3 protein-coding genes are annotated in these 26,970 nt (G+C 74.1%); all 3 read right to left on the reverse strand.

The genetic code is table 11. The features are described from left to right. Positions 1–53: 53 nt before the first annotated feature. Genes GA0070608_RS21695 through GA0070608_RS21705 form a run of 3 tightly spaced genes read right to left on the reverse strand, consistent with a single transcriptional unit; the run spans position 54 to position 26,913 of the window. A complete protein-coding gene (locus GA0070608_RS21695; RefSeq protein WP_091630368.1) occupies positions 54–9,272 on the reverse strand; it encodes a non-ribosomal peptide synthetase in 9,219 nt (3,072 codons plus the stop codon). Further along, positions 9,272–13,330 (reverse strand): non-ribosomal peptide synthetase, encoded by a 4,059-nt coding sequence (locus tag GA0070608_RS21700; protein WP_091630369.1) that lies wholly within the window; start codon positions 13,328–13,330, stop codon positions 9,272–9,274. Before GA0070608_RS21700 ends, GA0070608_RS21695 begins: the two co-directional genes overlap by 1 nt. Next, entirely contained in the window at positions 13,327–26,913 is a 13,587-nt protein-coding gene (locus GA0070608_RS21705) for a non-ribosomal peptide synthetase (RefSeq protein ID WP_091630370.1), read from the reverse strand. The genes GA0070608_RS21700 and GA0070608_RS21705 overlap by 4 nt, the downstream gene beginning before the upstream one ends. Positions 26,914–26,970: the final 57 nt, after the last annotated feature.

The raw sequence follows: 26,970 nt of genomic DNA on the forward strand, positions 1-26,970 counted from the left end.
GGTGGCCGGCGCGGCAGCCACCTCGCGGGCCCGGCAGGTCCAGCGTCGCACGGTCAGCTCACCGCCTTGTTGATGGCCTCGGCCACGGCCCGGGCGTGTGGCGCCCCGACGATGCCGTAGTGGGTGGTGTCGACGAGTTGCCACGCGAGCCCGGCCAGGTGCGTCCGCCACTGCCGGGCCTGCTCCTGCGGCGCACCGAGCGCCGGCAGACCGGCCGTCGGGCGGCCCGCCAGCCAGAGCCGGCCCGGCGTCCCGGCCAGCCGGGGCAGGGTGTGCCGCGCCATGCTCGCCAGGTTGGCCCGGCAGCAGCGCGCCAGCGCGTCCGCGTACGCCGACGCCGGGGTGTCCGTGCCGGTCGCCGCCCCCAACTCGTGGGCGAAGAGCGCGGCGAGCCGCTCCTCGTCGTACGCCTGGAAGGCCGGCGCGGCGTCCGGCGGTGGCGGGTCGAGCAGGTAGAGCTCGTCCGCCGGCTGGCCGGCCGCCTCGGCCTCCGCCGCCATCCCGAGCGCCACCCAGGCGCCGAACGACCACCCGACGAGCCGCCAGCGCCACTCGTCCCGGGGGAAACGGTCCCGCAGCGCGGCGTGGTACCGCGCGGCCCGCTCCGCGAGCGACCAGGCCGGCTGCTCGGGGCGTGCCAGCGCGGGATCGGCGATGACGCAGACCGTGAGTTCCGGGTCGAGCGCCGACACCAGTGACCGGTACGCCTGGACGTCGCCGCCGACCGGATGGACCAGGCAGAGCACCGAGGGCCCCCGGCCGGACTGCCAGACCTGCACCGTCACGGTGGACCCGTCAGGCTCGTCGGTGCGGACCGGCTCGCCGAGCAGCCCCAGCACCTCGGTCAGGCTCACCCGGTGGCTCAGCTGCGACAGGCCTAGGTTGACGCCGAAGTGTTCCTTGGCCTGGTCGATCAGGTCCAGCAGCAGCAGCGAGTCGGCGCCCAGGTCGTACAGGGACGCGGCCGGGTCGATCCGCTCGACGCCCAGCCAGTCACAGAGCCATCCGCTGACCTGGTCGGCGGCCGACCGGGCCAGCACGGCGGGGACCGGGACCTGCGGGCCGGCCGGGGGTGCGTAGAACTCCCGCGCCCGGTCCAGCCCGGTGGTGCAGACCAGCAGGTGCGGCAGTCGCAGCCGCAGGGCCTGCGCGAAGAGTCGCCGCCCCTCGTCCACGCGGAGGCCGACCGCCAGGTGTGCCCGGTGCCGGGCGTCGGTGGGCAGGGCGTCCAGGGCCAGACCCACCTCGTTCCAGACGTCCCAGTCGAGGCAGATCCGCAGCGTGCTGTCGGTTTCGGCCGCCCGGTGCCGGGCGAAGCCGTCCAGCAGCCCGTTGCTGGCGGCGTAGTCGAGTTGGCCGACGCCGCCGAGCTGCGCCGACATCGACGAGCAGTAGACGACGAAGGCCGGCCGGTGGTGCGTGACCAGCCGTTCCACGAGTAGCGCGCCATGGGTGCGGCCCGCCGTGGCCCGGCGCATCGCGGTGGCGTCCCGTCGGCTGATCAACCCGCCGGCCGCGACCCCCGCGGCGTGCACCACCCCGTCGACCTGTCGGGTCCGGGCGTCGAGCCGTGCCATCACCTCGTCGGGACCAATCTCGCCCAGGTCCACCTCGACGAGGTCGACGCGATCGGCCCACGGCGTCAGCCCGGCCGGCAGCAGCCCGCGCCGCGCTACCAGGATCACCCGGCAGTCGCCCTGTTCCAGCAGCCAGGCCGCGATGCTCGCGCCGATGCCGCCGGTGCCCCCCAGGACCACGTACACGGCCGGGCCGGGCGGCAACGGACACGCGGTCGGCGGGGCCGGCGGGCGTACCGGCAGCAGCGCCTGCTCCCACCAGTAGCCCCCGCGCAGCGCGAGTCGCCGGGGCGGCGGTGTCTCCTCCGTCAGCAGCGCCGCGAGCGCCGACGCCCAGCCGACCGGATCGGGGCCCGGCAGGTCCAGCCAGTGGCTCTCGACGTCGCCCTCCTGGGGTGCGACCTCGCACACCCCGGCGAGCAGGCCCAACTCCGGCCGGTGTACGTCGCCGGCCACGGGTTGCGCCTGGTGCGACAGCCACCAGGCGCGCAGCCGGGGCCGGCGGGGCAGCCCGGCGACGGCCGCCAGCAGCGCCGCCGGGGTGTCGACGCAGGCCCGATACGAGTGGGCCAGCGTGTCCGCGCCGACCGGTCCGTCGACGGCCAGCGGCAGCGCGTGCAGCCAGTCGACACCGTGCTGCCCGGCGCCGACCGGCGAGGTGGCGTCGGTGCCGGTCAGCGCGTCGAGCAGCCGGCCCAGCGAGTCGGGGTCGGCGGGGTCCACCCGGTAGCTGTCCGGCCCGAGCCGGGCGAAGCCGTCGGCGGCGGTGACGGTCACCACCCGGGCGTGGGACGCCGCGAACGCGCGGAGCGCGACCGGCGACGGTGGCGCCGCCGCCATGACCACGAGCGTCTCTGGGCGGCGGCAGCCGGGGTCGGTTCCCGCGTGCCGCCAGCGCACCCAGTGCGGCTGGTGTAACCACTCGGCCTCGGGCAGCCGTGCCGGCCACCGCTGATCGACCGGCGCAGTCCCCGCCGTCGCCCCGGCTGCCGATGTCGCCCCGGCCGGCGATGGCATCGTCCCTGCCGGCGATGTCGCCCCGGGGGGCGGGGCGGCGCGGGCGAAGTCGTGGTCGACCAGCGCGAACGCCGGCGGGGGGAAGTCCCAGGGCGGCTGCGCCGGCCCGGCCGGCCACCGGATCGGGCGTCCGGCCAGCCAGGCGGCGACGAGCTCGGCAGCCGGCGGCGTACCGGCCGGGGCGGTGCCCGCGACGGGCGTCGCCTCGACGGGGGCGACCTCGACGGCGGACGCGGTGCGCAGCCAGGCCACCGCGGCGGCCACGTCGGCGCAGCCGGCGGCTGCCCGCCAGCGACCCGGCGACCGGCCGGCCTGCAGGTGGCGCAGCACCTGGCGGTAGGCCTCGGGCCGGGCCGTGAGGTAGTCGGCGATCCGGTCGGCGTCGGCGCGCAGGCCTGCGGCGCTGCCGCTGGCGAGCACCACCACCGGCAGGTCGGGGCCTGCCGGTGGCACCGACCCGGTGCCGGCCGGGTCGGCCGCCTCGCAGACCAGATGAGCGTTGGTGCCGCCGATGCCGAAGCTGCTCACCGCCGCCACGCGCGGCCGGTCCACCGGCCAGGGCCGGGCCTTCGTGGGGACGTAGAACGGGGCCGGATCAGGGCCCAGCCGTGGATTGAGCCGGCGGAAGTCGACGTTCGGCGGGATCAGCCCGTGGTGCACGGCCAGCACGGCGCGTACCAGGCCGACCACCCCGGCCGCCGCGCCGAGGTGACCGACCTGGCTCTTCACCGAGGCGAGCGCGGTGCGGCCGGAGTCGGCCAGGTCGAACGCCTGACGCAGCGCCGTCACCTCCACCGGGTCGCCCAGCTCCGTCGCGGTGCCGTGCGCCTCGACGTAGCCCAGGTCGCCGCTGACCCGGCCGCTGCGGCGCAGCGCGGCGCGGATCACCTCACGCTGACCGGTGACCGACGGTGCGGCGTAGCCGAGCTTCTCCGCGCCGTCGTTGTTGACGGCCGAGCCGGTGATCACCGCGTAGACGGTGTCGCCGTCGCGCCGGGCCAGCCGCAGGGGCTTGAGCACCACCACGCCCACCCCGCTGGCGCCGACGGTGCCGCCGGCGTCGTCGCTGAACGGCCGGCAGTGCCCGTCCGGGGAGAAGATGTGCTGCGGCTGGTAGCGGTACCCGGCGGTGAGCAGCGGGTCCACCAGCACGCCGCCGACCAGCATCACGTCGCTGTCGCCCTGACGCAGCAGCCCGGCCGCGACGTGCACCGCCACCAGCGAGCTCGCGCAGGCCGCCTGCACGGTGAAGGCCGGCCCGGTCAGGCGCAGGTGGTAGGCGACCTTCGTGGCGAGGAAGTCCTTCTCGTGGTGCAACGCCAACTGGAACGAGTCCGGCAGCCGCGCCGGATCGGCCTCGCGCAGCATCGCCTGGAAGTAGGTGTTCTCGCCGCAACTGGCGAGCAGGCCGACCCGTCGCCCGGCGGGGTCGCCGATGCCGGCGTGTGCCAACGCCTCGACACAGCTCATCAGCAGGTGCCGCTGCTGCGGATCCATCAGCCGCGCCTCCTGCCGGCTGATGCCGAAGTGCCCGGGGTCGAAGCCGAGCAGCCCAGCCAGCTGGCTGCGCGCGCCGACCAGGCCGTCGGCGGCGTCGAAGTGCTCGATGCCACGGTCGCCGGCCTCCACCATCGCCCAGAAGGCGGCCAGGTCGTTCGCGCCGGGCAGCCGGACGGCCATCCCGACCACGGCGACCGGCTCGTCCGCCCGCCGCGCGGTCCCAGCCGCCGGTTCGGCGGCTGGGGGTGCCACCTTCGCCGACCGGTACGGCGTCGGCCGGTCGGCGGCGGCCTGTCGTTCGGTGATGAACCGGGCCAGGCGGCGGATGGTGACGTGCTCGAAGAGGTCGGGGATGGTCAGCGGCAGCCCTTCGGCGGCGCAGCGCAGGTGCAAGCGCATCAGGTCCAGGCTGCCCGCGCCGTGGTCGAAAAAGCGTCGATCCGGTTCGATCGAGGTCCCGACGACCTCCTCGAAGAGCCCGGCCAACCGCGCCTCCAACTCCGACATGACCGGTGCCGGCGCGGCGGCGCGCGACCGTAACTCCTCGCCCGGCGCGCTCGACGCGCGGCGGCGGTCCAGCTTCCCGCTGGCGGTACGCGGCAGCTCCGCCAGCCACCGGAACCGGTCCACCCGCACGTACCCGGGCAGGAGTCGCGCGAGATGGCCGGTCAGTTCCTCCGGGGCCGGCGGGTCGGCCCGGAACTCCAGGCAGGCGACCAGGTGCGGGCGGTCATGGACCACCACGGCGTTGACGACAGCCGGATGCGTCAGCAGCGCCGCCTCGACCTGGCCCAGCTCCAGCCGGTGTCCGCTCACCTTCACCTGCTGGTCGTCGCGGCCCAGGTGGTGCAGCAGGCCGTCCCGGTCGAACCGGGCCTGGTCGCCGCTGCGGAAGAACCAGCCGAGACCGGGCAGCTCGACGAAGCGGGCCCGGTCGAGCGCCGGATCGTCCAGATAGCAGGGCTCGATCAGCTCCCCGCCGATCAGCAGTTGCCCGGGGCAGTCCGGCGGCACGACCTCGTCGGCGGAGTCCACCACCCGCAGCAGCGTGTTGGCGACGGGCCGGCCGATGGCCGGGCGGGTCGGCCAGGTGGCCGGGTCACCGTCGAGGCAGAGGCCGCTGACCACGTGGGTCTCGGTCGGGCCGTAGTGGTTGAACAGGCGCGCCCCGGGCAACCCGGCGAACCAGCGGCGGATGCTGTCGGTGCAGATCAACTGCTCGCCGGCGGTGACCACGTCCCGCAGCCGTGACGGGTACCGGCCGAGACGTACGCCGTGTTCGGCGAGGAGTTGCAGGGCGACGTACGGCAGGAAGATCCGCTCGATGCCGGCGGCGTCGAGATGCTCCAGCAGCGCCGGCATGTCCTGGCGCCACCCGCGCCGGGGCAGGTGCAGGGTGCCGCCGCCGCAGAGCGTGCCGAAGATCTCCTGGAAGGAGACGTCGAAGGAGAGCATGGAGAACTGCAGGGTCGCCGCCCGGCCCGCCAGGCCACCGGCCTCGCTCTGCCACCGCAACAGGTTGACCAGCAGGGCGTCGCCGACCTGGACCCCCTTGGGCGTACCGGTCGAGCCCGAGGTGAAGAGCGTGTACAGCGGGCGGCCGGCGTACGACGGCGCGACGGGCGCCGCCGACCGGGACAGGACCACCGGATGGCGGGGGAGACGGCCCTCGTCGACCACGGCGAGGGCGGGCTCGTCACCGGGTGCCAGCAGCACGCAGCGCGGCTCGACCTGGCCCAGCACCTGGCGCAGCAGCGCGGGCGGGTAGGCCCGGTCGAGCGGCACGACGGTGAGGTTGAGCCGGGCTGCCGCCAGCAGCGCCACCACGTGCTCCACCGACGGCTCGAAGAACAGGGCGACGCTGTGCCGGCCGCCGCCCGACGCCGGCTGGTGCCGCACCAGTTCGGCGGCGAGCGCCGAGGCGTACCCGTCGAGGTCGGCGTAGCTGAGGCGGCAGTCACCGGCGACCAGCGCGGTCGCGGTCGGCTCCGCCCGTACCCGCGCGGCGAAGGACTCGGCCACGGTCGGGAAGGCCAACGGGGTACGCCGACCCCGGCCGGCCTCGGGCAGGCCGCTGCGGTAGGGCCGCACCAGCTCGGCGAGCGTGCCGGTGCCGTTGCCGGTCAACGCGTCCAGGCCCCGCCGGAACAGGTCGGCCACGGCGGCCACCTCGGCGGCCTCGAAGTGGTCGTCGGCGTACTCCCAGAGGCAGTCGAAGCCGGACTCGTGCTCGACGACCGACAGGGCGAGCGGGCACTTGGCCTCGGTCGGGGCCAGCCAGACCGGGCGGGACACGCAGCCGGGCAGCGCCAGCGCGGAGAAGTCGGTGTTGTCGAGGACGAAGAGGAAGTCGAACAACGGCGCGTCGGTGCCGAAGTCGTGGTCGGCGACGGCATGCGCGAGGGCCACGTCCTGGGCGTCGAGCACGACGCGTACGGCGTCGGCCTGCCGCCGTAGCTGCGCCCGCAGCTCCTCGTGGGGGGCCAGCACCAGCGGCAGCAGCACCGTGTTGGCGAACATGCCGACGCTGGCCGCGAAGTCCCGCACCGGCCGGTTCGCCACCGGGCTGGCGACGCGCGGGTGGGTGCGGCCGGTCACCCCGTGCACGGCCCAGCCGAAGAGCGTCAGCAGCAGCGGGAAGCGGGTCAGTCCCAGCTCGGCGCCGAGCCGGTCGAGGGCGCTGCGGCGCGCCGCGTCGATCGAGGTCCGCAGCAGGTGGTCCCCGGTGCCGCTCCGTTCCCGGATCGGCCGCAGCGGCGCGGCGATCTCGTCCACGGCGGCGTAGTGGCCGCGCAGGGCGGCGCGCTGCGCCTGATAGGCCGGTCGGGCGAACCAGTCGGCCTGCCACCGGGCGTAGTCCAGCGGGGTCGCCACGGGCTCGTCCCCGTCCACCGTCGCACCGTCCAGCGCCGCCGCGTACCCGGCCGACAGCTCGCGGAACACGACGTCGAGCGACCAGCCGTCGACCGCGATGTGGTGCAGGTGCAGCAGCAGCACCCCGCCGTCGTCGCGAGCCAGCCAGTGGGCCCGCAGCAGGCGCGGCTGCCCGAGGTCGAACGGGACGGCGAAGAGGGCGCGGGCCCGGTCCCGCCACCCGGCCGCGTCGCCGTCGTCGTCCGGGGCGGGCTCGTGCCACGGGTCGTAGGGCTCGGCCACCACCTGGTGTAGCCCCTCGGGGGTGGCCCGGAAAGCGGTCCGCAACGCCGCATGCCGCGTCACCACCCGGCACAGCGCCTGCCGCAGTGCGCCGACGTCGACCCGGCCTCGCAGCTCGAAGGCGAGCCCCACGTGGTAGGCGGTGGACGTCGGCGACCGCTGCTGGAGCAGCCAGAGCCGCTGCTGCTCCGAGGTGGCCGGCGCGGACCGGGCGCCGGCCGGGGAAGCCGGCAGCGGGTACGGCGAACCGCCCGTGGCCCGGGCCGTGTCGACGGCCGCGGCCAGCTCGGCGAAGTCGCCGCCCAGCACCACCGCCTGCGGCACCTCGCGGCCCCAGCGCCGCTGGATCTCGAAGCGCAGCCGCAGCGCCTTCAGCGAGTCCCCGCCGCTGGCGATCCACCGGTCGTCCGGTCGCAGCTCCGGCACCCCCAGCACCTCGGCGGCCAGCCCGAGCACCATGCGCTGCCACGCCGTGGTGGGCGCGTCGGCGGGGTCACCGTCGCGCCAGGGCGGGTCCTCGCGCCGCAGCAGCGCGTCGGAGTCCACCTTGCCGTTCGCGGTCAGCGGCAGCGCCTGGACCCGGTGGACCCGGTGCGGGCGCAGGTACGGCGGCAGGGTCGCGCCCAGGTGCCGGTCGAAATCCGCGAACGCGAGGTCGGCGGCCGTCACCAGGTATGCGAGCAGCTCGTTCGTCCCGTGCACCGGGTCGCGCCGGGTGCACACGTACGCCTGCCGCACCGCCGGGTGGGCGAGGATCTGCCGCTCCACCTCGCCGGGCTCGACCCGGAAGCCCCGGACCTTCACCTGCCGGTCGACCCGCCCGACGTACTCGATCCGGCCGGCGGCGTCGGCCCGCACGAGGTCACCGGTGCGGTAGTGGCGGTCGGCCGAGCCGTCCAGCCAGGGCAGCCGGACGAACCGGGCGGCGGTCTCGTCGGGCAGGTTGCGGTAGCCGGCCGCCAGCGCCTCGCCACCGAGGTGGAGCTCGGCGACCTCGCCCGGCTCGGCGACGCGGACGCCGTCGACCACCAGGTGCGCGTCGGTGCCCGGCAGCACCCGGCCGATCGGCACCACCTCCGCGTCGAAGTCGCGTGGAATCGGATGGCACAGGGCGAACGTGGTGGCCTCGGTGGGCCCGTACACGTTGTGCAGCCGGGTGCGGCTGGCGACGTTGTCGCGGTACCACCGGCGGATCAGCCGGGCGTTGAGCTGCTCGCCGCCGACCAGCACCTGGCGGACCCCGGCGAAGCAGTGCGGCAGCTCGTCGACCACCGCGTTGAACAGCGCCACCGTGATGAAGAGCGTGTCGATCCGCTCCCGGCGCAGCGCGGCGTCGAGCAGGCGTGGCGTCGCCACCGTCTCGTCGTCGAGGACGACGCAGCAGCCGCCGGTCAGCAGCGGCACCCAGACCTCGAAACTGATCGCGTCGAACGCCGGGTTGGCGAGGCTCGCGTACCGGGGCGCCCCGGTCAGCTCGAGGTAGCCGGGCCGGGCCAGCCGCAGCACGCCCGCGTCGCGGACCTCCACGCCCTTGGGGCGGCCCGTGGTGCCGGAGGTGTAGAAGACGAACGCGACCGGCGCGGGCGCGACCCGCGGTGCCGGCTCCCCGTCCGCACCGGGCGGGTCGTCCACCGGGAACAGCGCCTCCACCGGCAGCGGCCGGACCCCGTCGGGAAGGCCACCGGGCACGTCCGTGCCGTGGACCACCGCCACGGCGGCCGAGTCGCGCAGCATGTGCGCCCGGCGCTCGGGCGGGCTCTGCCGGTCCAGCGGCACCACGGTCGCGCCGAGCCGCAGGATGCCGAGCATGACGCAGACCAGCTGCCAGCCGCGTGGCAGGTGCACCGCGACCGCCTGACCCGGCCGGGCGCCGGCCCGGAGCAGGGCCCGGGCGGCTCCCGCGCTGGCGGCGTCCAGTTCGGCGTAGCTGAGACGCCGGTCGCCGTCGACCACCGCGACCGCGTCGGGCGTACGACGGGCCTGGGCGAGCACCGCGTGGGCGAGACCGGGACCGTGCGCCATCACGCCTCCCGTACGGCCGGTGTCATCGCCGGGGCGTCCCGGATCCGGTCCACCTCGCCGCGCAGCAGCGTGGCGACCCGCAGCACCACCGCGCTCTCCAGGATGTCCCAGTGGTCGCAGTGCACCCGCTCCAGCAGGAAGTCGGCGTCGCCGCGCCGGCGCCAGAAGGCGCCCACCTCGCGCAGGAAGGACTCCTCCCGCCCGGCGGTGGCCTGCAACAACACCAGCCGGGCCGGCGACGCCGGGGGCCGGCAGTCGCGCATGGTCGACCGGTTGTGGTTGTAGACGCGGTGGTACTGGTCGATCTGCTCGTCGTCGATGCCCGGATACATCCCGTTGAACTTGACGAGCTTGTCGCGGAACTCGGCCATGTCCACCGGCTCGATCGCGGCGCGGTGTGCCGGGTCGTCGGTGCCCAGGGTGTCCAGCAGGACCACGCTCAGCCCGGGATGCCCGGCGAGGGCCAGCCGGCGTCCCATCTCGTACGCGACCAGCCCGCCGTACGAGAGCCCGGTGAGCACCACCGGCCCGTCCAGCAGGTGTGCGACCTGCCGCAGGTACGCCTCGGCCATCGCCTCGACCGTGGGCAGGAACTCCTCGCCCGGGTTGACCCCCGGCGACTGGATCCCGTACACGCCGAGGGACTCCGGCAGCGCCTTGGCCAGCGACAGGTAACAGAACGCGGTGCCCCCGGCCGGGTGTACGCAGATCACCCGGCCGGCGCCGTCGCCCGCCCGGAACTCGATCAGGTTGCCCGGCGGCCGGCCCGACGCACCGTGCCGCAGCCGGCCGCCGAGCGCCTCGATCGTCGGATGCAGCATGATCTCGTGGACCGGCAGCGTCTCGCCGAAGGCCTCGCCGATCGCGTGGGCCAGCTTGATCGCCGAGATCGAGGTGCCGCCCACGTCGAAGAACCGGTCGGTGATGCCGATCTCCGGGTGGAGCAGCAACCGTTTCCAGATCTGGTAGAGGGTCAGCTCGATCTGGTCGCGCGGGCTGGCCAGGTTGACCTGCCACGGCGCGCTGGTACGGGCCAGCCGCAGCACCTCGTCCCGGTCGAGCTTGCCGTTGCCGGTCTGCGGCAGTCGCGGCAGCTCCACGAACGACGACGGGATCATGTAGCCGGGCAACCGCCGCGACAGCGCCTCACGCCACTCGCTGACCAGCAACGGCGCCGCCCCGCCCCGGTTGACCCCGGCGACCAGCCTCGGCTCGCCGGCGGCGTCGGAGTCGACCAGCACCGCCGCCTCGCGTACGTCCGGCCGGTCCAGCAGCGCCGCCTCGATCTCGCCCAACTCGATGCGGAAGCCCCGGATCTTGACTTGGCCGTCCCGGCGACCGAGGTACTCGATGTTCCCGTCGGGCAGGAGGCGGGCCAGGTCGCCGGTGCGGTAGAGCCGTTCACCGGGCACGAACGGGTCGGGGACGAACCGCTCGGCGGTCGCTCCCGGACGGCCCAGGTAGCCACGGGCGACACCGGCACCACCGATGTGGATCTCCCCGGTGACCCCGATCGGCGCCGGCTCCAGCCGCTCGTCGAGCAGGTGGACGCGGGTGTTGGCGATCGGCCGGCCGATCGGGCACTGCCGGGCCGACGGCTGCGGGTCGAGGTAGGCGGTGCTGTAGACGGTGGTCTCGGTCGGCCCGTACCCGTTGAGGACCCGCAGGCCGGGCAGCGCCTGCTGGATGCGGTGCAGGGCCTGCTCCGGCAGCGGTTCGACCCCGACGAGCAGTTGGCGCAGCGCCAACCCGGTTAGCCGGTCCGCCGGGTCCTCGTCGATCCACCGGACGAAGGCCGGCGGCAGGTAGGCCTGGCCGACGCGGTGCTCGCGCAGCCAGCCCATCAGCGCCGCCGGATCGCCGCGCAACGGCTCGGGTACGAGATGCAGGGTCCCACCGGTGGTCAGCGGCAGGAAGATCTCCTGCACCGAGACGTCGAAGCCGACGCTCGACCAGAGCGCCGCAGCCTCCCCCGCGGCGGTGCCGAGCCGCGACACCCAGTGGTCGAGCAGGTTCACGACGCTGCCGTGGGCGACCGCGACACCCTTCGGACGACCGGTCGAACCCGACGTGTAGATCACGTAGGCCAGGCTGGCCGGGTGCACGACGATGTCGGGCGGGCCGTCGTGGCGCCCCTCCGCCTCGACGGCGGCCAGGTCGCCGTCGCCGAGCACCAGTGCCGGGGCGGCGTCGGCGACGATGCCGGCGAGCCGCTCCGGCGGCAGGGCCGGGTCCAGCGGCAGGTAGGCGGCCCCGGCCTTGAGGACGCCCAGGATGGCGACGACCAGCCCGGCCGAGCGGCGCGCGTGCAGGCCGACCACCTGATCGGGCCGTACGCCCCGGGCGATCAGCGCGTGCGCCAGGCGGTTGGCCCGCCGCTCCAGCGTGGCGTGGTCGAGCCGCTCGTCGCCGTCGACCACGGCGAGCCGGTCGGGGTGCCGCCGCGCCTGCGCTGCGATCCGCCGCACCAGGTCGGCCGGGCCGGTGAGCGGTCGCGTGGTGCTGTTCCACTCCACCAGCAGGCGGTGCCGTTCGTCCGGGCCGAGCAGCCGCAGCGCCCCGACCGGCGCCGACGGGTCGGACGCGACCTGACCGAGCAGCCGGACGAAGTGGTCGGCCAGCCGGGCGATCGTCGCGGCGTCGAAGAGGTCGGTGTTGTACTCGAAGAGGACGTGCAGCTCGTCGGCATGCTCCAGTACCTCGACCGACAGGTCGAACTTCGCCGCGCCGGTGCTGCTCGACAGGGGCCGCAGCACCAGGCCCGGCAGCTCGAGCCGGCCGCGCGGGATGTTCTGCAACACCAGCATCACCTGGAACAGCGGCGAGTAGCTGGTGTGCCGTTCCGGGTTGAGTGCGTCCACGAGCTGCTCGAACGGCAGGTCGGGGTGGGCGTACGCGTCGAGCAGGTGCCGGCGGACGTCGGCCAGCAGCGCCGCGAAGGACTGCTCCGGGTCCAGCCGGTTGCGGATCACCACGGTGTTGACGAAGTGGCCGATCAGGCCCTCCACGTCGCGGTGGTTGCGGTTGGCGAACGGGGTGCCGACGCAGACGTCGTCCTGCCCGCTGTAGCGCCACAACAGCACCGACAGGCTGGCCATGAGCGTCATGAAGAGCGTCGCGTCGCCTTCCCGGCCGACCTCCCGCAGCCCTCGGACCACCGCCGCGTCCACCGTCGTGCCGTGACAGTCGCCCCGGTAGCGCTGCACCGCCGGCCGGGGCCGGTCGGTCGGCAGGGCCAGCAGCGTGGGCGCACCGGCCAGCGTCCGGGTCCAGTAGCCGAGCTGGCGTTCCAGCTCGCCGCCGCCGAGCTGCCGGCGCTGCCAGAGCGTGTAGTCCGGGTACTGCACGGGCAGCTCGGCCAGCGGTGCGGCCTCGCCCCGCAGGTACGCGTCGTAGAGCGCGGCGACCTCGCCGATCAGGATGCCGACGGACCAGCCGTCGGCCACCATGTGGTGCACGGTGAGCAGCCAGCGGTGCTCGTCGGGGGCCAGCCGGAGCAGGGCGCCGCGTACCAACGGACCGGTGGCCAGGTCGAACGGCGCCCGCGCCTCGGCCTCGGCGGCCTGGTCGGCGCGGCGCGACCGCTCCGACCGGGGCAGCGCGGTGAGGTCCGTGACCGGCAGGGCGACCGGCGCGGCCGGCCGTACCACCTGGCAGGGCTCGTCGTCGACCAGCGCGAAGACGGTACGCAGCGCCTCGTGCCGGCGCACCACCTCGGTCAGGGCACGGGTCAGCACCGGCACGTCGAGGGCACCGACGACGTCGAACGCCACCGGATTGTTGTAGAAGGGGTTGCCGGGGGAGAGTTGGTCGAGGAACCAGAGCTGCCGTTGGGCGAACGCGACCGGCACCGGTGCGTCCGGCCGGGGCCGGCGGGCGATGGTGTCCGGATCGGCGCCGGTCAGGATCGCGATCAGCTGTTGCTTGTGGAGCTTGATGTCGGCCAGCAGTTCGGGCGTGAGGACCTCGCGGGAGGCCGTGAGCCGGAGCCGGTCGCCGTCGACCCGCAACCCCACTGCGCGCCGGTTGAGCGTGTCGAGCAACTCGAAGGCGTTCACAGCTCCACCGTGATCGTGTCGGTGGTCGCGTCGTCGGGCTCCGGCGCGTCCGCCCCCGGACGGCTGCCGCCGACCAGCGCGTAGACCAACCGGTGGGAGGGTTCCAGGTCGAACAGGGCGGCCAGCCCCGTGGTGTCCAGCGAGCCGATCCCGCACAGGCCGAGACCGAGTCCGGGGGCGGCCATCGTCAGCAACTGGGCCATGGCGCCCGCCTCGATGGCGCTGAACGTCTGGCTCTGCTCCTGGTACAGGGGCTCGATGGCCGCGCGCTGCGCCACCAGGAACAGCGCGAACGCGGCGCTCTCGAAGACGGGCCGGTTGACGAAGTAGTCGAAGGCGTCCGGGCTCAGCTCGCGGTCGCGGCCGAGCGCCAGCAGCCGGTGCGCCGCCGGGTCGTGGTGGTACGCCCCGCCCGGCACACCGCTGACCCGTCCCGCCTTGACCAGGACGTACGTCTGCACGGCGTAGGTGCCGCCGGCCGAGCCGTACTGGTACCCGGCCCGGCCGTCGACCTCCCGCTGGGAGAGGGTGGCCAGCAGCCGGCCGAGCGCCTCGGCCGGCATCGGGCCCGCGTCGAACCGGCGGACCGAGCGGTGTCCGGTGTAGCACCGGTCGTACGCCGGGCCGGCCGGCGCGACCAGCGTGACCGCCGGGGTGTCGGGCGGGAAGGCGCGACGGCCCCGTCCGGCCGCCGTGAACGCGGCACGGGCGGCCGGATCCTCGACCACCGTGGCGGCCCGCTGCGCGGTCGCGACGACGGCCCGCTCGGCGGTGTGCTCGCGGAACATCCGCAGCAGGTCCGCGAGGGTCGGTTGGCCCATCAGCCGGGCCAGTTTCGGCCGGAAGCCCAACGAGCCGGAGAGGGCGTTCGCGATCCGCACGATGTCGATCGAGGTGGCACCGAGCAGCAGCAGGTTGGCGTCGGGCGCGACGACAGGCAGGTCGAGGATCTCGGCGACGATCTCCACCAGCCGGTTCTCGGCCGGATCGGTGAGCACCAGCGCCTCGGCGGCGGTGTCGGCTGTCGGCGTCGGTTCGGGAAGCTGGCCACGGTCGACCTTGCCGTTGGCCGACAGCGGCAGCGCCTCGAGGACGGTGAACGACGTCGGCACCATGTACGCCGGCAACCGGTGCTCCAGGTACGCGACCAGGTCGGCCGGTTCGGGCGCAGGGCCCTCGGGCACCACGTACGCGGCCAGCCGCTTCTCGCCCTGCGCCTGGCCGAGCAGCCGCAGCGCGGCGGCGCGCACTTCCGGGTGGCCCTCCAACGCCGCCTCGATCTCACCCAGCTCGATGCGGTAGCCGTGCACCTTGACCTGGCCGTCCTCGCGGCCGAGGAACTCGATCGTCCCGTCCGGCCGCAGCCGGCCGAGGTCGCCGGTGCGGTAGAGCCGTTCACCGGTGACCGGGTGGACGACGAAGCTGGCCGCCGTCGCCGCCTCGTCCCGCCAGTAGCCCAGCGCCAACCCGACGCCGCTGATGTGGAGGTCGCCGGTGGCCCAGGTCGGCCGGGGACGCAGGGCCTCGTCCAGCACGTGCACCCCCTGGTGGGCCAGCGCCCGCCCGTAGGGGATGCTGCGCCAGGCCGGGTCCACCTCGTCGACCGGGTGGTGGATGGACCAGATCGACGCCTCGGTGGCGCCCCCGAGGCTTTCGACCCGGATCTCGGGCAGCGCCTTGCGCAGCCGGCCGGGAAGCGTGAGCGGGATCCAGTCCCCGGAGAGCATGGCCAGCCGCAGCGACGGTGGCAGCGGGCGGCCGGCGTCGGCGTGGTCGAGCAGGAGGCCGGCCAGTGCCGGCACCGAGTTCCAGACACTGACCCGGTGGGTCCGGGCCAGGTCCCACCAGTGGGCCGGATCGCGGGCCAGCTCCGGGTCGAGCGTCACGACCGCCGCGCCGACCGCGAGCGTGCCGAAGATGTCGAAGACGGAGAGGTCGAAGCTGAGGGCGCTGACGGCCAGGACCCGGTCGGCCGGCCCGACGCCGAAGCGCCCGGTGACGTCGAGGAGCGTGTTCACCGCACCGCGATGGTCGATCGTCACCCCCTTCGGCGTGCCGGTGGACCCGGACGTGTAGATCACGTACGCGACATCGGTCTCCGTAAGGTCGACCGGCCGCGGCGCCGGCCCGCCCGCGCCGACCGTGGTCGCGTCCACCACCAGGCGCTCGACGCCTTCGGGCACGGCCACCCGGTCCGAGTCCACCAGGACCAGCCCCGCCCCGGCCCGCTCCAGCACCCGGGTCACCCGCTCGGCCGGCCAGTCCGGGTCGAGCGGCAGGTACGCGCCCCCGGCGTGCAGCACCGCGAGGGTGGCGACGACCTGTTTCCAGCCGCGGTCCAGCAGCACCGCGACGAGCTGGCCGGGACGGACGCCGCGCTCCTGGATGTGCCCGGCCAGCCGCCGCGCCTCGACGCACACGGTGGCGTAGTCCAGCCGCCGGTCTCCGGCGAGCACCGCGGGCGCGGTGGGGGTCGCCAGCGCCTGCCGGTCGACCAGCTCGTGCAGGAGACCACGACCGGCCGGCGGGGCCGCCGGCACCGGCGGCGCGACCGGCCCGTCCACCGTCGTGTGCCAGGCGTCCGGCTCCTCCAACCGGCCCAGCAACGTCCGGTACGCCGCGAACATCTCGGCGACCAGCCCGGCGGGGAAGAGCTCGTCGATGCTGTCCCAGTTGACGTGCAGCCGCCCGCCGGCCTCCAGCACCGTGTGGTCGATCCACACCTGCGGGGTCTGGGTGATGCCGTGCACGACCTCACCGCCGAGCGCCGCCGCGAGGCCGCTGTCGCCGACGTCGGGCGCCGCCTCGGTCAGCGTGCTGTTGAAGACGACCGGCAGGGCCGCGTGGCGGGTGCCCCGAGCCCGGGCGAGTTCGCGGTTGACCCGTACGCCGCTCACCGCCGAATGGTCGATGTCCTGCCAGAGCTGCTCCTGCACGGCCCGGGCCCGGGTCACGAAGTCGACGCCGGCGGCCACGTCGACCTCCAGCAGGACCAGCGAGGTGAAGTCGCCCAGCACCGCGTTGATGCCGGGGTGCAGCGGCAGCCGGTTGAACAGCGGCAGGCTCAGCGTGAACCGGGGCTGGCGGCTCCACCGGGCCAGCACCTGCGCGAACGCGGTCACCAGCAGCACCGACGGGGTCACCCCGTGCCGGCCGGCCGCCGCCTTCAGCCGGCTCCAGCGCTCCGCCGGCACCACCTCGTCGTAGCGGGTGAAACGCGGCCGTTCGACGCTCTCCGGTTGGCGTTCCAGCGGCAGCCCCGGCGCGGGGGCCAGCGTGCCGACCCGCTTCCGCCAGTAGTCGAGCGCCCGCTCGTGGCGCGGCGTGCGTCGCAGGGCCCGTTCGGCCAGGACGTAGTCGCGGAAGGTCACCGCGAGTGGCGGCAGGTCGTCGTCCGGGTCGGCGTAGAGGAGCGCCAGCTCGTGTTCCAGGATCTGCCCGCTGGCCGCGTCGAGGATCAGCGCGTCGATGCTGACGTGCAGCCGCGCCTCGCCGTCGAGCAGCGTCACCGCGAACTCGAACAGCGGCCAGCGGCTCGCGTCGAGCAACTGGTGCGACATCCGTTCGCGGGTCTCGCCCAGCCGGCGACCGACGGTCTGCGCGTCGAGTCCGCGCAGGTCCTGCCGGGCCATCGCGTAGCGCGGCACGCTCGGCAGGACCCGTTGGGCTCCGTCGTGGAAGACCGCGCGGAGCATGTCGTGGCGCTCGATCAGCCGGTGCAGCGCGTGGGTGAAGCGCTCCTCGTCGAAGTCGCGGATCCGCAGTTCGCTGTAGCCGTGCGCGCCGACCCCGCCGAGTTCGATGGTGGACCCGCGACCCACCCAGTAGGCCTCCTGGATGTCGGTGAGCGGGAACGGCTCGTGCCGGCCGGCGGGATCTCCGACGAGCGGCGGGAGGGTGTCGACGGCGGGGGAGCCGGGGCCTGCCAGCTCGGCCGCCAGGTCGGCCAGGACCGGCTTCTGGAAGAGGGTACGCAGCGAGAGCCGGGCCGACATCCGCTCGTTGATCGCGTGGACGAGGCGGGTCGCCAGGAGCGAGTGGCCGCCCAGCGCGAAGAAGTCGTCGTGCGCGCCGACCCGGTCGCGGCGCAGCACCTCCGCCCAGATGGCGGCCATCCGGGCTTCCCGATCGTCGCGCGGCGCGACGTAGGCGGTGCTGACGTCGGCCTGCTGCGGCGCGCGTAGGGCCCGCCGGTCCAGTTTGCCGTTGGCGGTCAGCGGCAGCCGGTCCAGCACCACCCAGCGGGTCGGCACCAGGTGCTCGGGCAGCCGGCGCCGCAGCCGCTCGCGGGCCGCCTCGGCGGTGACGTCGCCAACCAGGTAGCCGACCAGGTGCGGGTCGCCGGGCGTGTCCTCGCGCAGTAGGACGGCCGCCTCGCGGACGCCCGGTACGTGCCGCAGGGCGTTCTCCACCTCGCCCGGCTCGACCCGGAAGCCGCGTACCTTGACCTGGTCGTCGGCCCGCCCGACGAACTCGATGGTCCCGTCGGCCCGGCGGCGGGCCAGGTCGCCGCTGCGGTACATCCGCTCGCCCGGTCCGGCGAACGGATCGGGCAGGAACCGCTGCGCGGTCGCCGCCGGCCGGTTGAGGTAGCCGCGCGCCAGGCCGGCACCGCCGATGTAGAGCTCGCCGAGCACCCCGGCCGGCACCGGTTCGCACCGCTCGTCGAGCACGTAGAGCCGGGCGTTGGCGATCGGCCGGCCGATCGGCGGCAGCGCCGGCCAGTCGGCCGCCGACGCGGTGGCCAGCGCGAACTGGCTGACCACGTGGGTCTCGGTCGGGCCGTACTGGTTGTAGAGGTACCGGCCGCCCAGCCCGACCACCAGGGCGCGGACGTCGTCGTTGACCCGCAGCGCCTCGCCGGCGGTGACGATCTCGCAGCCGGGCGCGAGCGGGGGAACGGCTCCGGTGAGACCGGCCATCTGGTGCAGCACGGCCGCCGGCAGGAACGCCCGGCGCACCCCCTGCTCGGCGAGGACGTGGCGTAGCTGGCCCAGGTCCCGGCCGCGCTCCGCACCGATCAGCACCAGCGTGCCGCCCTGGCACAGGGTGCTCCAGATCTCCTGGACGGAGACGTCGAAACCGATCGAGGCGAACTGGAGCACGCGTCGCGGCGTCGGGCTGCCCGGCGCGGCGTAGCGGAGCTGCCAGTCGATCAGGTTGTCCAGGCAACGCCAGGTCTGCGCCACGCCCTTGGGTCGGCCGGTGGAGCCGGAGGTGTGGATGACGTAGGCGAGGTGGTCAGGGTGGGTGCCGGGGTCGGGGCTGGTGGTGGGGTGGTTCGCCCATTGTGGTTTGTCGAGGTTGACGACGGGTGCGGTGGTGAGGCCGTCGAGGGTGGTGCGGGTGACGTCGTGGGTCAGCACGGCGACCGGTGCCCCGTCGGCCAGCAGGTCGGCCAGCCGCTCGGCGGGGTGGGCCGGGTCCAGGGGAAGGTACCCGCCGCCGGCCCTGGCGATGGCCACGAGCGCGACGATCAGTTCGGGTGAGCGTTCCAGGCAGACCGCGACGAGGGTGTCGGGGCGTACGCCGTGGTCGCGCAGGTGGTGGGCGAGTTGGTTGGCGCGCGCGTCGAGGTCGCGGTACGTGAGCGAGGTGCCCTCGAACGTCACGGCCACCGCGTCGGGGGTGGCGGCGACCCGCTGCGCGAAGCGGGCCGCGACGCCCCGTTCGACCGGGGACGGCCCGGCCTGGCGCAGCGCCTGCTCCCGTTCCCGTTCGTCGAGCAGGGTGAGCTGGTCGATCGGCTGGTCGGGGTGCTCGACCAGTTGGGTGAGGACGTGGTGCAGGTACCGGATGTGCCGTTGCGCGGTGCTGGTGTCGAAGAGGGCGGTGGCGTATTCGAGGCTGCCGGTGATCCGCCCGTCGTGTTCGGTGAGCGCGAGGGTGAGGTCGAACTTGGCGGTGGTGTGGGGCGGTGGCAGGGCGGTGACCCGCACACCCGGGAGGGCCAGCTCGCCGTCTTCGGTGTTCTGCCAGGCGAACATGACTTGGAAGAGGGGGGTGTGGGCGAGGTTGCGGGTGGGGTTGGTTTGTTCGACGACGTGTTCGAAGGGGAGGTCTTGGTGGTCGAGGGTGGTGAGGGTGTGGTTGCGGATGCGGTGGAGGAGTTGGGTGGTGGTGGGGTTGTCGGTGAGGTTGATGCGTAGGGCGAGGGTGTTGACGAAGAAGCCGATGAGGTTTTCGAGTTCGGCGCGGCGTCGGTTGGCGGTGGGGGTGCCGATGATGAGGTCGTGGTGTCCGGAGAGGCGGGACAGGACGATGGCCCAGGCGGTGAGGAGGGTCATGTAGAGGGTGCTGCCGTGTTGGGTGGTGAGGGTTTTGAGGGCGGTGGTGAGGTGGGTGTCGAGGGTGATGGGTAGGTGGTTGCCGTGGTGGTTTTGTTCGGTGGGGCGGGGTCGGTCGGTGGGTAGTTCGAGGAGGGTGGGTGCGTTGGCCAGGACCTCCCGCCAGTGGGTTTCCTGGCGGGTGAGGGTGCCGTCGGTGAGCCAGTGTCGTTGCCAGGCGGCGTAGTCGGCGTACTGGACGGGTAGTGGTGGCAGCGGGTCGGGTTGGCCGTGGTGGAACGCGGTGTAGAGCGCCCCCAACTCGCGGGTCAGGATGCCGATGGACCAGCCGTCGGACACGACGTGGTGCATCGTGACGAGCAGGACGTGCCGGTCGGGGGCGAGGCTGACCAGGCGCCCCCGGATCAGGGGACCGGTGGTCAGGTCGAACAGGGCGGTGCTCTCCTCGTCCTGGAGGCGGGACAGCCGGGTGGCGGCGTCGGGCGCTCCGGTGAAATCGTGCGTGTGCAGGGTGAAGCCCGCCCCGGGCAGGTCGACGTGCTGGTGGACGTCGGAGCCGGCGGGGACGAGGCGGGTCCGCAGCACCTCGTGCCGGTCGACCAGGGCGTCCAGGGCGGCCCGCAACGCGTGCTGGTCGAGCCAGCCGGCCAGCTCCAGGGCGAGGGGCATGTGGTAGGCGTGGCCGAGACCGCCGAGCCGTTCCAGGAACCACAGCCGCCGCTGCGCGAAGGAGAGCTCCAACGGGCCGGCCCGGTCGACCGGGCGGATCGGGGGCAGCACGTCGCGGCCGTCCGGCGTCAACCGGGCCACGAAGGCGGCCAGGACCGGTGCCGCGAAGAGCGCCGCCGGTGAGACCTCCCGCCCCAGCAGCTGCCGGACCCTGGAGACCAGCCGCATGGCCAGCAGCGAATGGCCGCCCAGGGCGAAGAAGTCGTCGTGCCGGCCGACCCGGTCGATGCCCAGCACCTCGGCCCAGATGCCGGCGACCATGGTCTCCAGCAGGCCGACCGGCTCGACGTGGCCGCGTTGGCCGAAGGCCTCCCCGTCCGGTGCGGGCAGCGCCACCCGGTCGAGCTTGCCGTTGGGCGTCAGCGGCCAGGCCGCCAGCCGGACGTACGCCGCGGGCACCATGTACTCGGGCAGTTCGCCGGCGAGCCGGTCCCGCAACCGCCCGGCGTCCGGCTCCTGCCCCGCCCCGGCCAGCACGTACGCGACGAGCCGCTGGTGGCCGGCGGTGTCCGGACGCGCCACGACGACCGCCTCCCGAACCCCCTCGACGGCCGCCAACCGTGCCTCGACCTCGCCGAGTTCGACGCGGAAGCCCCGGATCTTCACCTGGAAGTCGTCCCGGCCGAGGAACTCGATCTCCCCGTCCAGGAGGCGACGACCCAGGTCACCCGTGCGGTAGAGCCGCTCACCCGGCACGAACGGGCTGGCGCGGAAGCGCTGCGCGGTCAGTTCGGGCCGGTTCAGGTAGCCGCGCGCCACGCCCGCGCCCCCGATGTGGATCTCGCCGACCACCCCGTCCGGGACCGGCTCACCCTCGCCGTCCAGCAGGTAGACCCGCACGTTCGGCAACGGCCGGCCGATCGGCAGGCAGGTCAGCCCGGCGAGGTCGTGGGCCGGGAGCAGGTGGCAGGTGCTGTCGACGGCGGCCTCCGTCACGCCGTACGCGTTGACGATCCGCACCCGAGGGCCGCAGAGGGCCCGGAGCTGGACGGCGTTCGTTACCGTCCAGGCGTCCGAGCCGCAGACCACCGTCTCCAGCCCGGCGAGGCTCCCCCCGGTGGACTCCAGATGGTCCATCAGCGGGTTGAGCACCGCCGGCACGAAGTCGGCGAAGTCCACGTCGTACCGGCGCAGCAGGTCGTACAGGCCCGCGCTGTCCAGCAGCAGCGGACGCGGGCAGAGCACCAGCCGCCCGCCGAAGCCGAGCGCCCGCACCACGTCGGCGGTGAAGACGTCGAAGGAGAAACTCGCCATCTGCAGGTGCACCAGGCCGGGACGCAGGTCGAAGAGGCGTTCCCAGGCGGCGGCGACGGCCACCAGTTGCCGGTGCTCGACCAGCACCCCGTTCGCCGTACCGGAGGTGCCGGACGTGTAGATCACGTACGCCAGGTGGTGCGGGCCCAGCCCGTCGACCACCGGATCGGTCACCGGCAGCTCCGCCCAGCCGGCCGCGTCGAGGTCCAGGTCGACCACCGGGGTGTCGAGCCCGGCCAGCGCGGCGTGCAGCCGCTCGCGGGACGGCCCGTGGGTCAGCGCCGCCACCGGCGTGCTGTCGCGCAGCATGGCCGCGAGCCGGTCGACCGGGTAGGCCGGGTCGAGCGGGAGGTAGGCGCCACCCGCCTTGAGGACCGCCAGCAGACCGACCACCGTGTCCAACGACCGCTCGACGCAGATCGCCACCAGCCGGTCCGGGCCGACGCCCCGCCGGCGAAGGTGGTGGGCCAACCGGTTGGCCCGCGCGTTCAGCTCGCCGTAGCTGAGCCGCTCGTCGCCGAGGACGAGGGCCACCGCGTCCGGGTCGCGGGCCGCCCGGTCCTCGACGAGGTGGTGCACGCAGCGCCCCGGCGGGTACGCCACCGTGGCGTCGTTGCCGTCCTCGACCAGCCGGCGGCGCTCGGCGGAGGGCAGCACGTCGAGCCCGCCCACCGGCGCGTCGGGCGTGAGCTCCAGCGCGTCGGCCAGCGTCTCCAGGGCCCGTTCGACCATCGCGCAGACCCGGTCGGCCGCCACCCCGGCCGCGGCGGCGACCGTCAGCACGACGTCGTCCCGCAGGTCGTCGACGTCCAGCGCGAGCGGGTAGTTGCCGCGTTCCTCCGCGGCCAGGTAGGTCAGGTCGTCCGCGTCGGGATCCGGCGCGGGGCTGTCGGACTCGGCCAGCACCTCGGCGTGCCGGTAGTTGAGCAGGGCGGTGAAGAGCGGAGCCGGCGGCGTCACCCCGCTGCACGACTGGGCCAGCGCCAGCGACGCGTGCTCGTGCCGGATCAGCCCGGTCAGCGCCCGGTGGGTGCGCAGCACACAGTCCGTGGCGCCGGTCCCGTCGAGGGTGACCCGCAGGGGGAGCGTGTTGAGGAAGGGCCCGAGGATCCGGTCGCTGCCCGCGCCGCCGTCCATCCGACCGGAGAGCACGGTGCCGAAGACGACGTCCCGACGGCCGCTGGCCCGGGCCAGCACCTGCCCCCAGGCGACGTGGAAGAGGCTGGTCATCCCGACCTGGAGGGCCTGGGCCAGCAGCCGCAGCCGCAGCGTCAGCGCCGGACCCAGCCACACCCGGGCGTCCCGCATGGTGTGCCCGTCGCCGTGGATGTCCCGCAGGCCGAAGGGCACGGTCGGGCTGTCGACGTCGGAGAGCATCCGGCGGAAGAAACTCTCCTGCTCGGCCCGGTCCGCGCCGCGCCGGATCCGCGCCACGAAGTCGCGGAAGGGCAACGGCGCCGGCAGCCGGTCGCCCTGACCGGCCAGGTACGCGCGGACCTCGGCCCGCAGCTGCTTGAGCGAGGTGTTGTCGTCGACGATGTGGTGGATCAGCTCCACGGTCAGCCACCCGCCGTCGCGCGGGTCCCGCGCGACCAGCAGTCGCAGCAGGGGAGCCTGGTCCAGCGGCAGGCGGGCGTACCGCCGGTCGACGTGTGCGCGCAGCTGCCGGACCGGGTCGTCGCCGGTCGGGTCGAGCGTGACCTCCTCCACCGGCAGGGGCGCCTGGCGCCACACCACCTGCACCGGCTCGTTGATCCCGTGCCACACCACCCCGGTGCGCAGCACGTCGTGCCGGGCGATCACCGCCTCCAGCGCGGCGCGGTAGCGGTCCCAACGGTTCCGGTCGGCGAAGCGGAGGACGGTGGTGACCAGGTAGGGGTCACGGTCGCGGGCCATCAGGTGGTGGAAGAGCATTCCCTCCTGCACCGGGGCCAGGGGGTAGATGTCCTGCACGTTCGGCGCCCCGCCGGCCACCGTGGCGACGACCGCGTCGATCTCCGGCTGGCCCAGCGCCACCAGCGGCAGCAGGTCCGGGGTGATCCGGTCGCAGCCGGCCGGGATCGACGACGAGGCGACCTCGGCCCGGTCCGCGCCGGCACCCACCGCGTCGGCCAGGTCGGCCAGGACCGGTGATCCGAAGAGTGCGCGTACGTCGGCGGTCAGGCCGTGACGGCGCATCCGCTCCAACACCCGCAGGGCCAGCAGCGAGTGACCACCCAGCGCGAAGAAGTTGTCGTGTCGGCCGACCCGATCGACGCCGAGCACCTCGGCCCAGATGGCGGCGAGGGCGGTCTCCGTCGGACCGACCGGCTCGGCGTACTGCCGGGTGGCGAAGGCCGTCCCGTCGGGTGCGGGCAGCGCCGCCCGGTCGAGCTTGCCGTTGGGCGTGAGCGGCCACTCGGCGACCCGCACGTACGCGGCCGGGACCATGTGCTCCGGCAGGACAGCGGCCAGCCGGGTCCGCAGCGACTCGGCGGTCAGCCGGCGCACCGAGGCGGTGTAGTGGCCGACCAGGCGTGGCTCACCCGTGGCGTCCGTCGTGACCGACACCACCGCGTCGCGTACGCCGGGACAGGCCGCCAGTCGGGCCTCGATCTCGCCCAGTTCGACGCGGTAGCCACGGATCTGCACCTGGGAGTCGTTGCGGCCCAGGTAGTCGAGGCCGCCGTCGGCGCGGTGGCGGACGAGGTCACCGGTGGCGTAGAGCCGGTCCCCGGCGACGAACGGGCTGGGCAGGAAGCGTTGCGCGGTCAGCGCGGGACGGTTGAGGTAGCCGCGTGCGACCCCGGCGCCGCCGACGTACAGCTCACCGACGACCCCGGGCGGCACCGGTTCTCCCCACCCGTCGAGCACGTAGAGGCGCAGGTCGGCGATGGGCCGCCCGATCGGGCTCACACCCGGCCGTTCGGCGTCGGCCAGGGTCAACGGCCGGTGGGTCACGTGCACGGTGGTCTCGGTGATGCCGTACATGTTGACCAGCTCGGTGCGCCCGTTGCGGGTGTCCGCGTACCACGGCCGCAGCATCGTCGGGTCCAGCGCCTCGCCCCCGAAGACCACCGTACGCAGCCGGTGCGGACGCTCGCTGTCGGCCTGCGCGGCGATCAGGCCGCGGAACGCGCTGGGCGTCTGGTTGAGGACGGTCACGCCCTCGGCGCAGAGCAGCCGGTGGAAGTCGGCGGGGGAGCGGCCGGTCAGCCGGGGAACGATCACCAGCCGGCCGCCGTGCAGCAGCGCCCCCCAGATCTCCCAGACGGAGAAGTCGAACGCGAAGGAGTGGAAGAGGCTCCACACGTCGGTCGGACCGAAACCGAACAGGTCCGCCGTGGCGGAGAAGAGCCGGACCACGTTGGCGTGCGTGACCATGACGCCCTTGGGTCGGCCGGTGGAGCCGGAGGTGTGGATGACGTAGGCGAGGTGGTCGGGGTGGGTGCCGGGGTCGGGGCTGGTGGTGGGGTGGTTCGCCCAATGTGGTTTGTCGAGGTTGACGACAGGTGCGGTGGTCAGGCCGTCGAGGGTGGTGCGGGTGACGTCGTGGGTCAGCACGGCGACCGGTGCCCCGTCGCGGAGCAGTTCGGCGAGGCGCTCGGCGGGGTGGGTGGGGTCGAGCGGCAGGTACGCGCCGCCAGCCTTGAGGACGGCCACGAGCGCGACGATCAGTTCGGGTGAGCGTTCCAGGCAGACCGCGACGAGGGTGTCGGGGCGTACGCCGTGGTCGCGCAGGTGGTGGGCGAGTTGGTTGGCGCGCGCGTCGAGGTCGCGGTACGTGAGCGAGGTGCCTTCGAACGTCACCGCCACCGCGTCCGGCGTCGCCGCGGCCCGCTCCGCGAACAGCGCGGGGATCGTCCGCTCGACCGGGTGCGCGGTCGCCTCGTTCCAGGCCGCGAGGAGTTCGCGCCGCTCCACCGGATCGAGCAGGGTGAGTTGGTCGATCGGCTTGTCGGGGTGCTCGACCAGTTGGGTGAGGACGTGGTGCAGGTACCGGATGTGCCGCTGCGCGGTGCTGGTGTCGAACAGGGCGGTGGCGTATTCGAGGCTGCCGGTGATCCGCCCGTCGTGCTCGGCCAGGGAGAGGGTGAGGTCGAACTTCGCGCTGGTCCACGGGGTGCGCAGGGCGGTCACCTCGACACCGGGCAGGTCCAGGTCCACGTCCTCGTTGTTCTGCCAGGCGAACATGACTTGGAAGAGGGGGGTGTGGGCGAGGTTGCGGGTGGGGTTGGTTTGTTCGACGACGTGTTCGAAGGGGAGGTCTTGGTGGTCGAGGGTGGTGAGGGTGTGGTTGCGGATGCGGTGGAGGAGTTGGGTGGTGGTGGGGTTGTCGGTGAGGTTGATGCGTAGGGCGAGGGTGTTGACGAAGAAGCCGATGAGGTTTTCGAGTTCGGCGCGGCGTCGGTTGGCGGTGGGGGTGCCGATGATGAGGTCGTGGTGTCCGGAGAGGCGGGACAGGACGATGGCCCAGGCGGTGAGGAGGGTCATGTAGAGGGTGCTGCCGTGTTGGGTGGTGAGGGTTTTGAGGGCGGTGGTGAGGTGGGTGTCGAGGGTGATGGGTAGGTGGTTGCCGTGGTGGTTTTGTTCGGTGGGGCGGGGTCGGTCGGTGGGTAGTTCGAGGAGGGTGGGTGCGTTGGCCAGGACCTCCCGCCAGTGGGTTTCCTGGCGGGTGAGGGTGCCGTCGGTGAGCCAGTGTCGTTGCCAGGCGGCGTAGTCGGCGTACTGGACGGGTAGTGGTGGCAGTGGGTCGGGTTGGCCGTGGTGGAACGCCGTGTAGAGCGCCCCCAACTCGCGGGTCAGGATCCCCAGCGACCAACCGTCGGAGACGATGTGGTGCATCGTCAGCAGGAGCACGTGCCGGTCCGCGGCCGTCCAGACCAGGCGCCCCCGGACCAGGGGACCGGCCGCCAGGTCGAACGGGGCGGTGCTCTCCTCGTCCTGGAGCCGGGCCAGGGCGGCGGCCGGGTCGGTGTGCCCGGTCAGGTCCTCGAACCGGAGTGCGAACCCGCCCCCGGGCGGGTCGATGCGTTGGCCCGCGTCGGCGTCGTCGGGGACGATGCGGGTCCGCAGCACCTCGTGCCGGTCGACCAGGGCGTCCAGGGCCGCCCGTAGCGCATCCCGGTCGAGCCGGCCGTCGAGCTGGAGGGCGAGCGGCATGTGGTAGGCGTGGCCTAGACCGCCGAGCCGTTCCAGGAACCACAACCTCCGCTGCGCGAAGGAGAGCGGCAGCAGGCCGGTGCGGTCCGGCAGGCGCTCGACCTCGGCGGATGTCCGTGCCGGTGGTACTCGATCGCGGGCCGAAACACGGATCGGGTGATCTTCCGGCAAGGCGTTCCCCCTCAGCTCCCGCGGCCCGTCGCGCTACCGGACATCGGCCGAAGTGGA

The organism is Micromonospora peucetia (assembly GCF_900091625.1).
Classification (GTDB): Bacteria; Actinomycetota; Actinomycetes; order Mycobacteriales; family Micromonosporaceae; genus Micromonospora; species Micromonospora peucetia.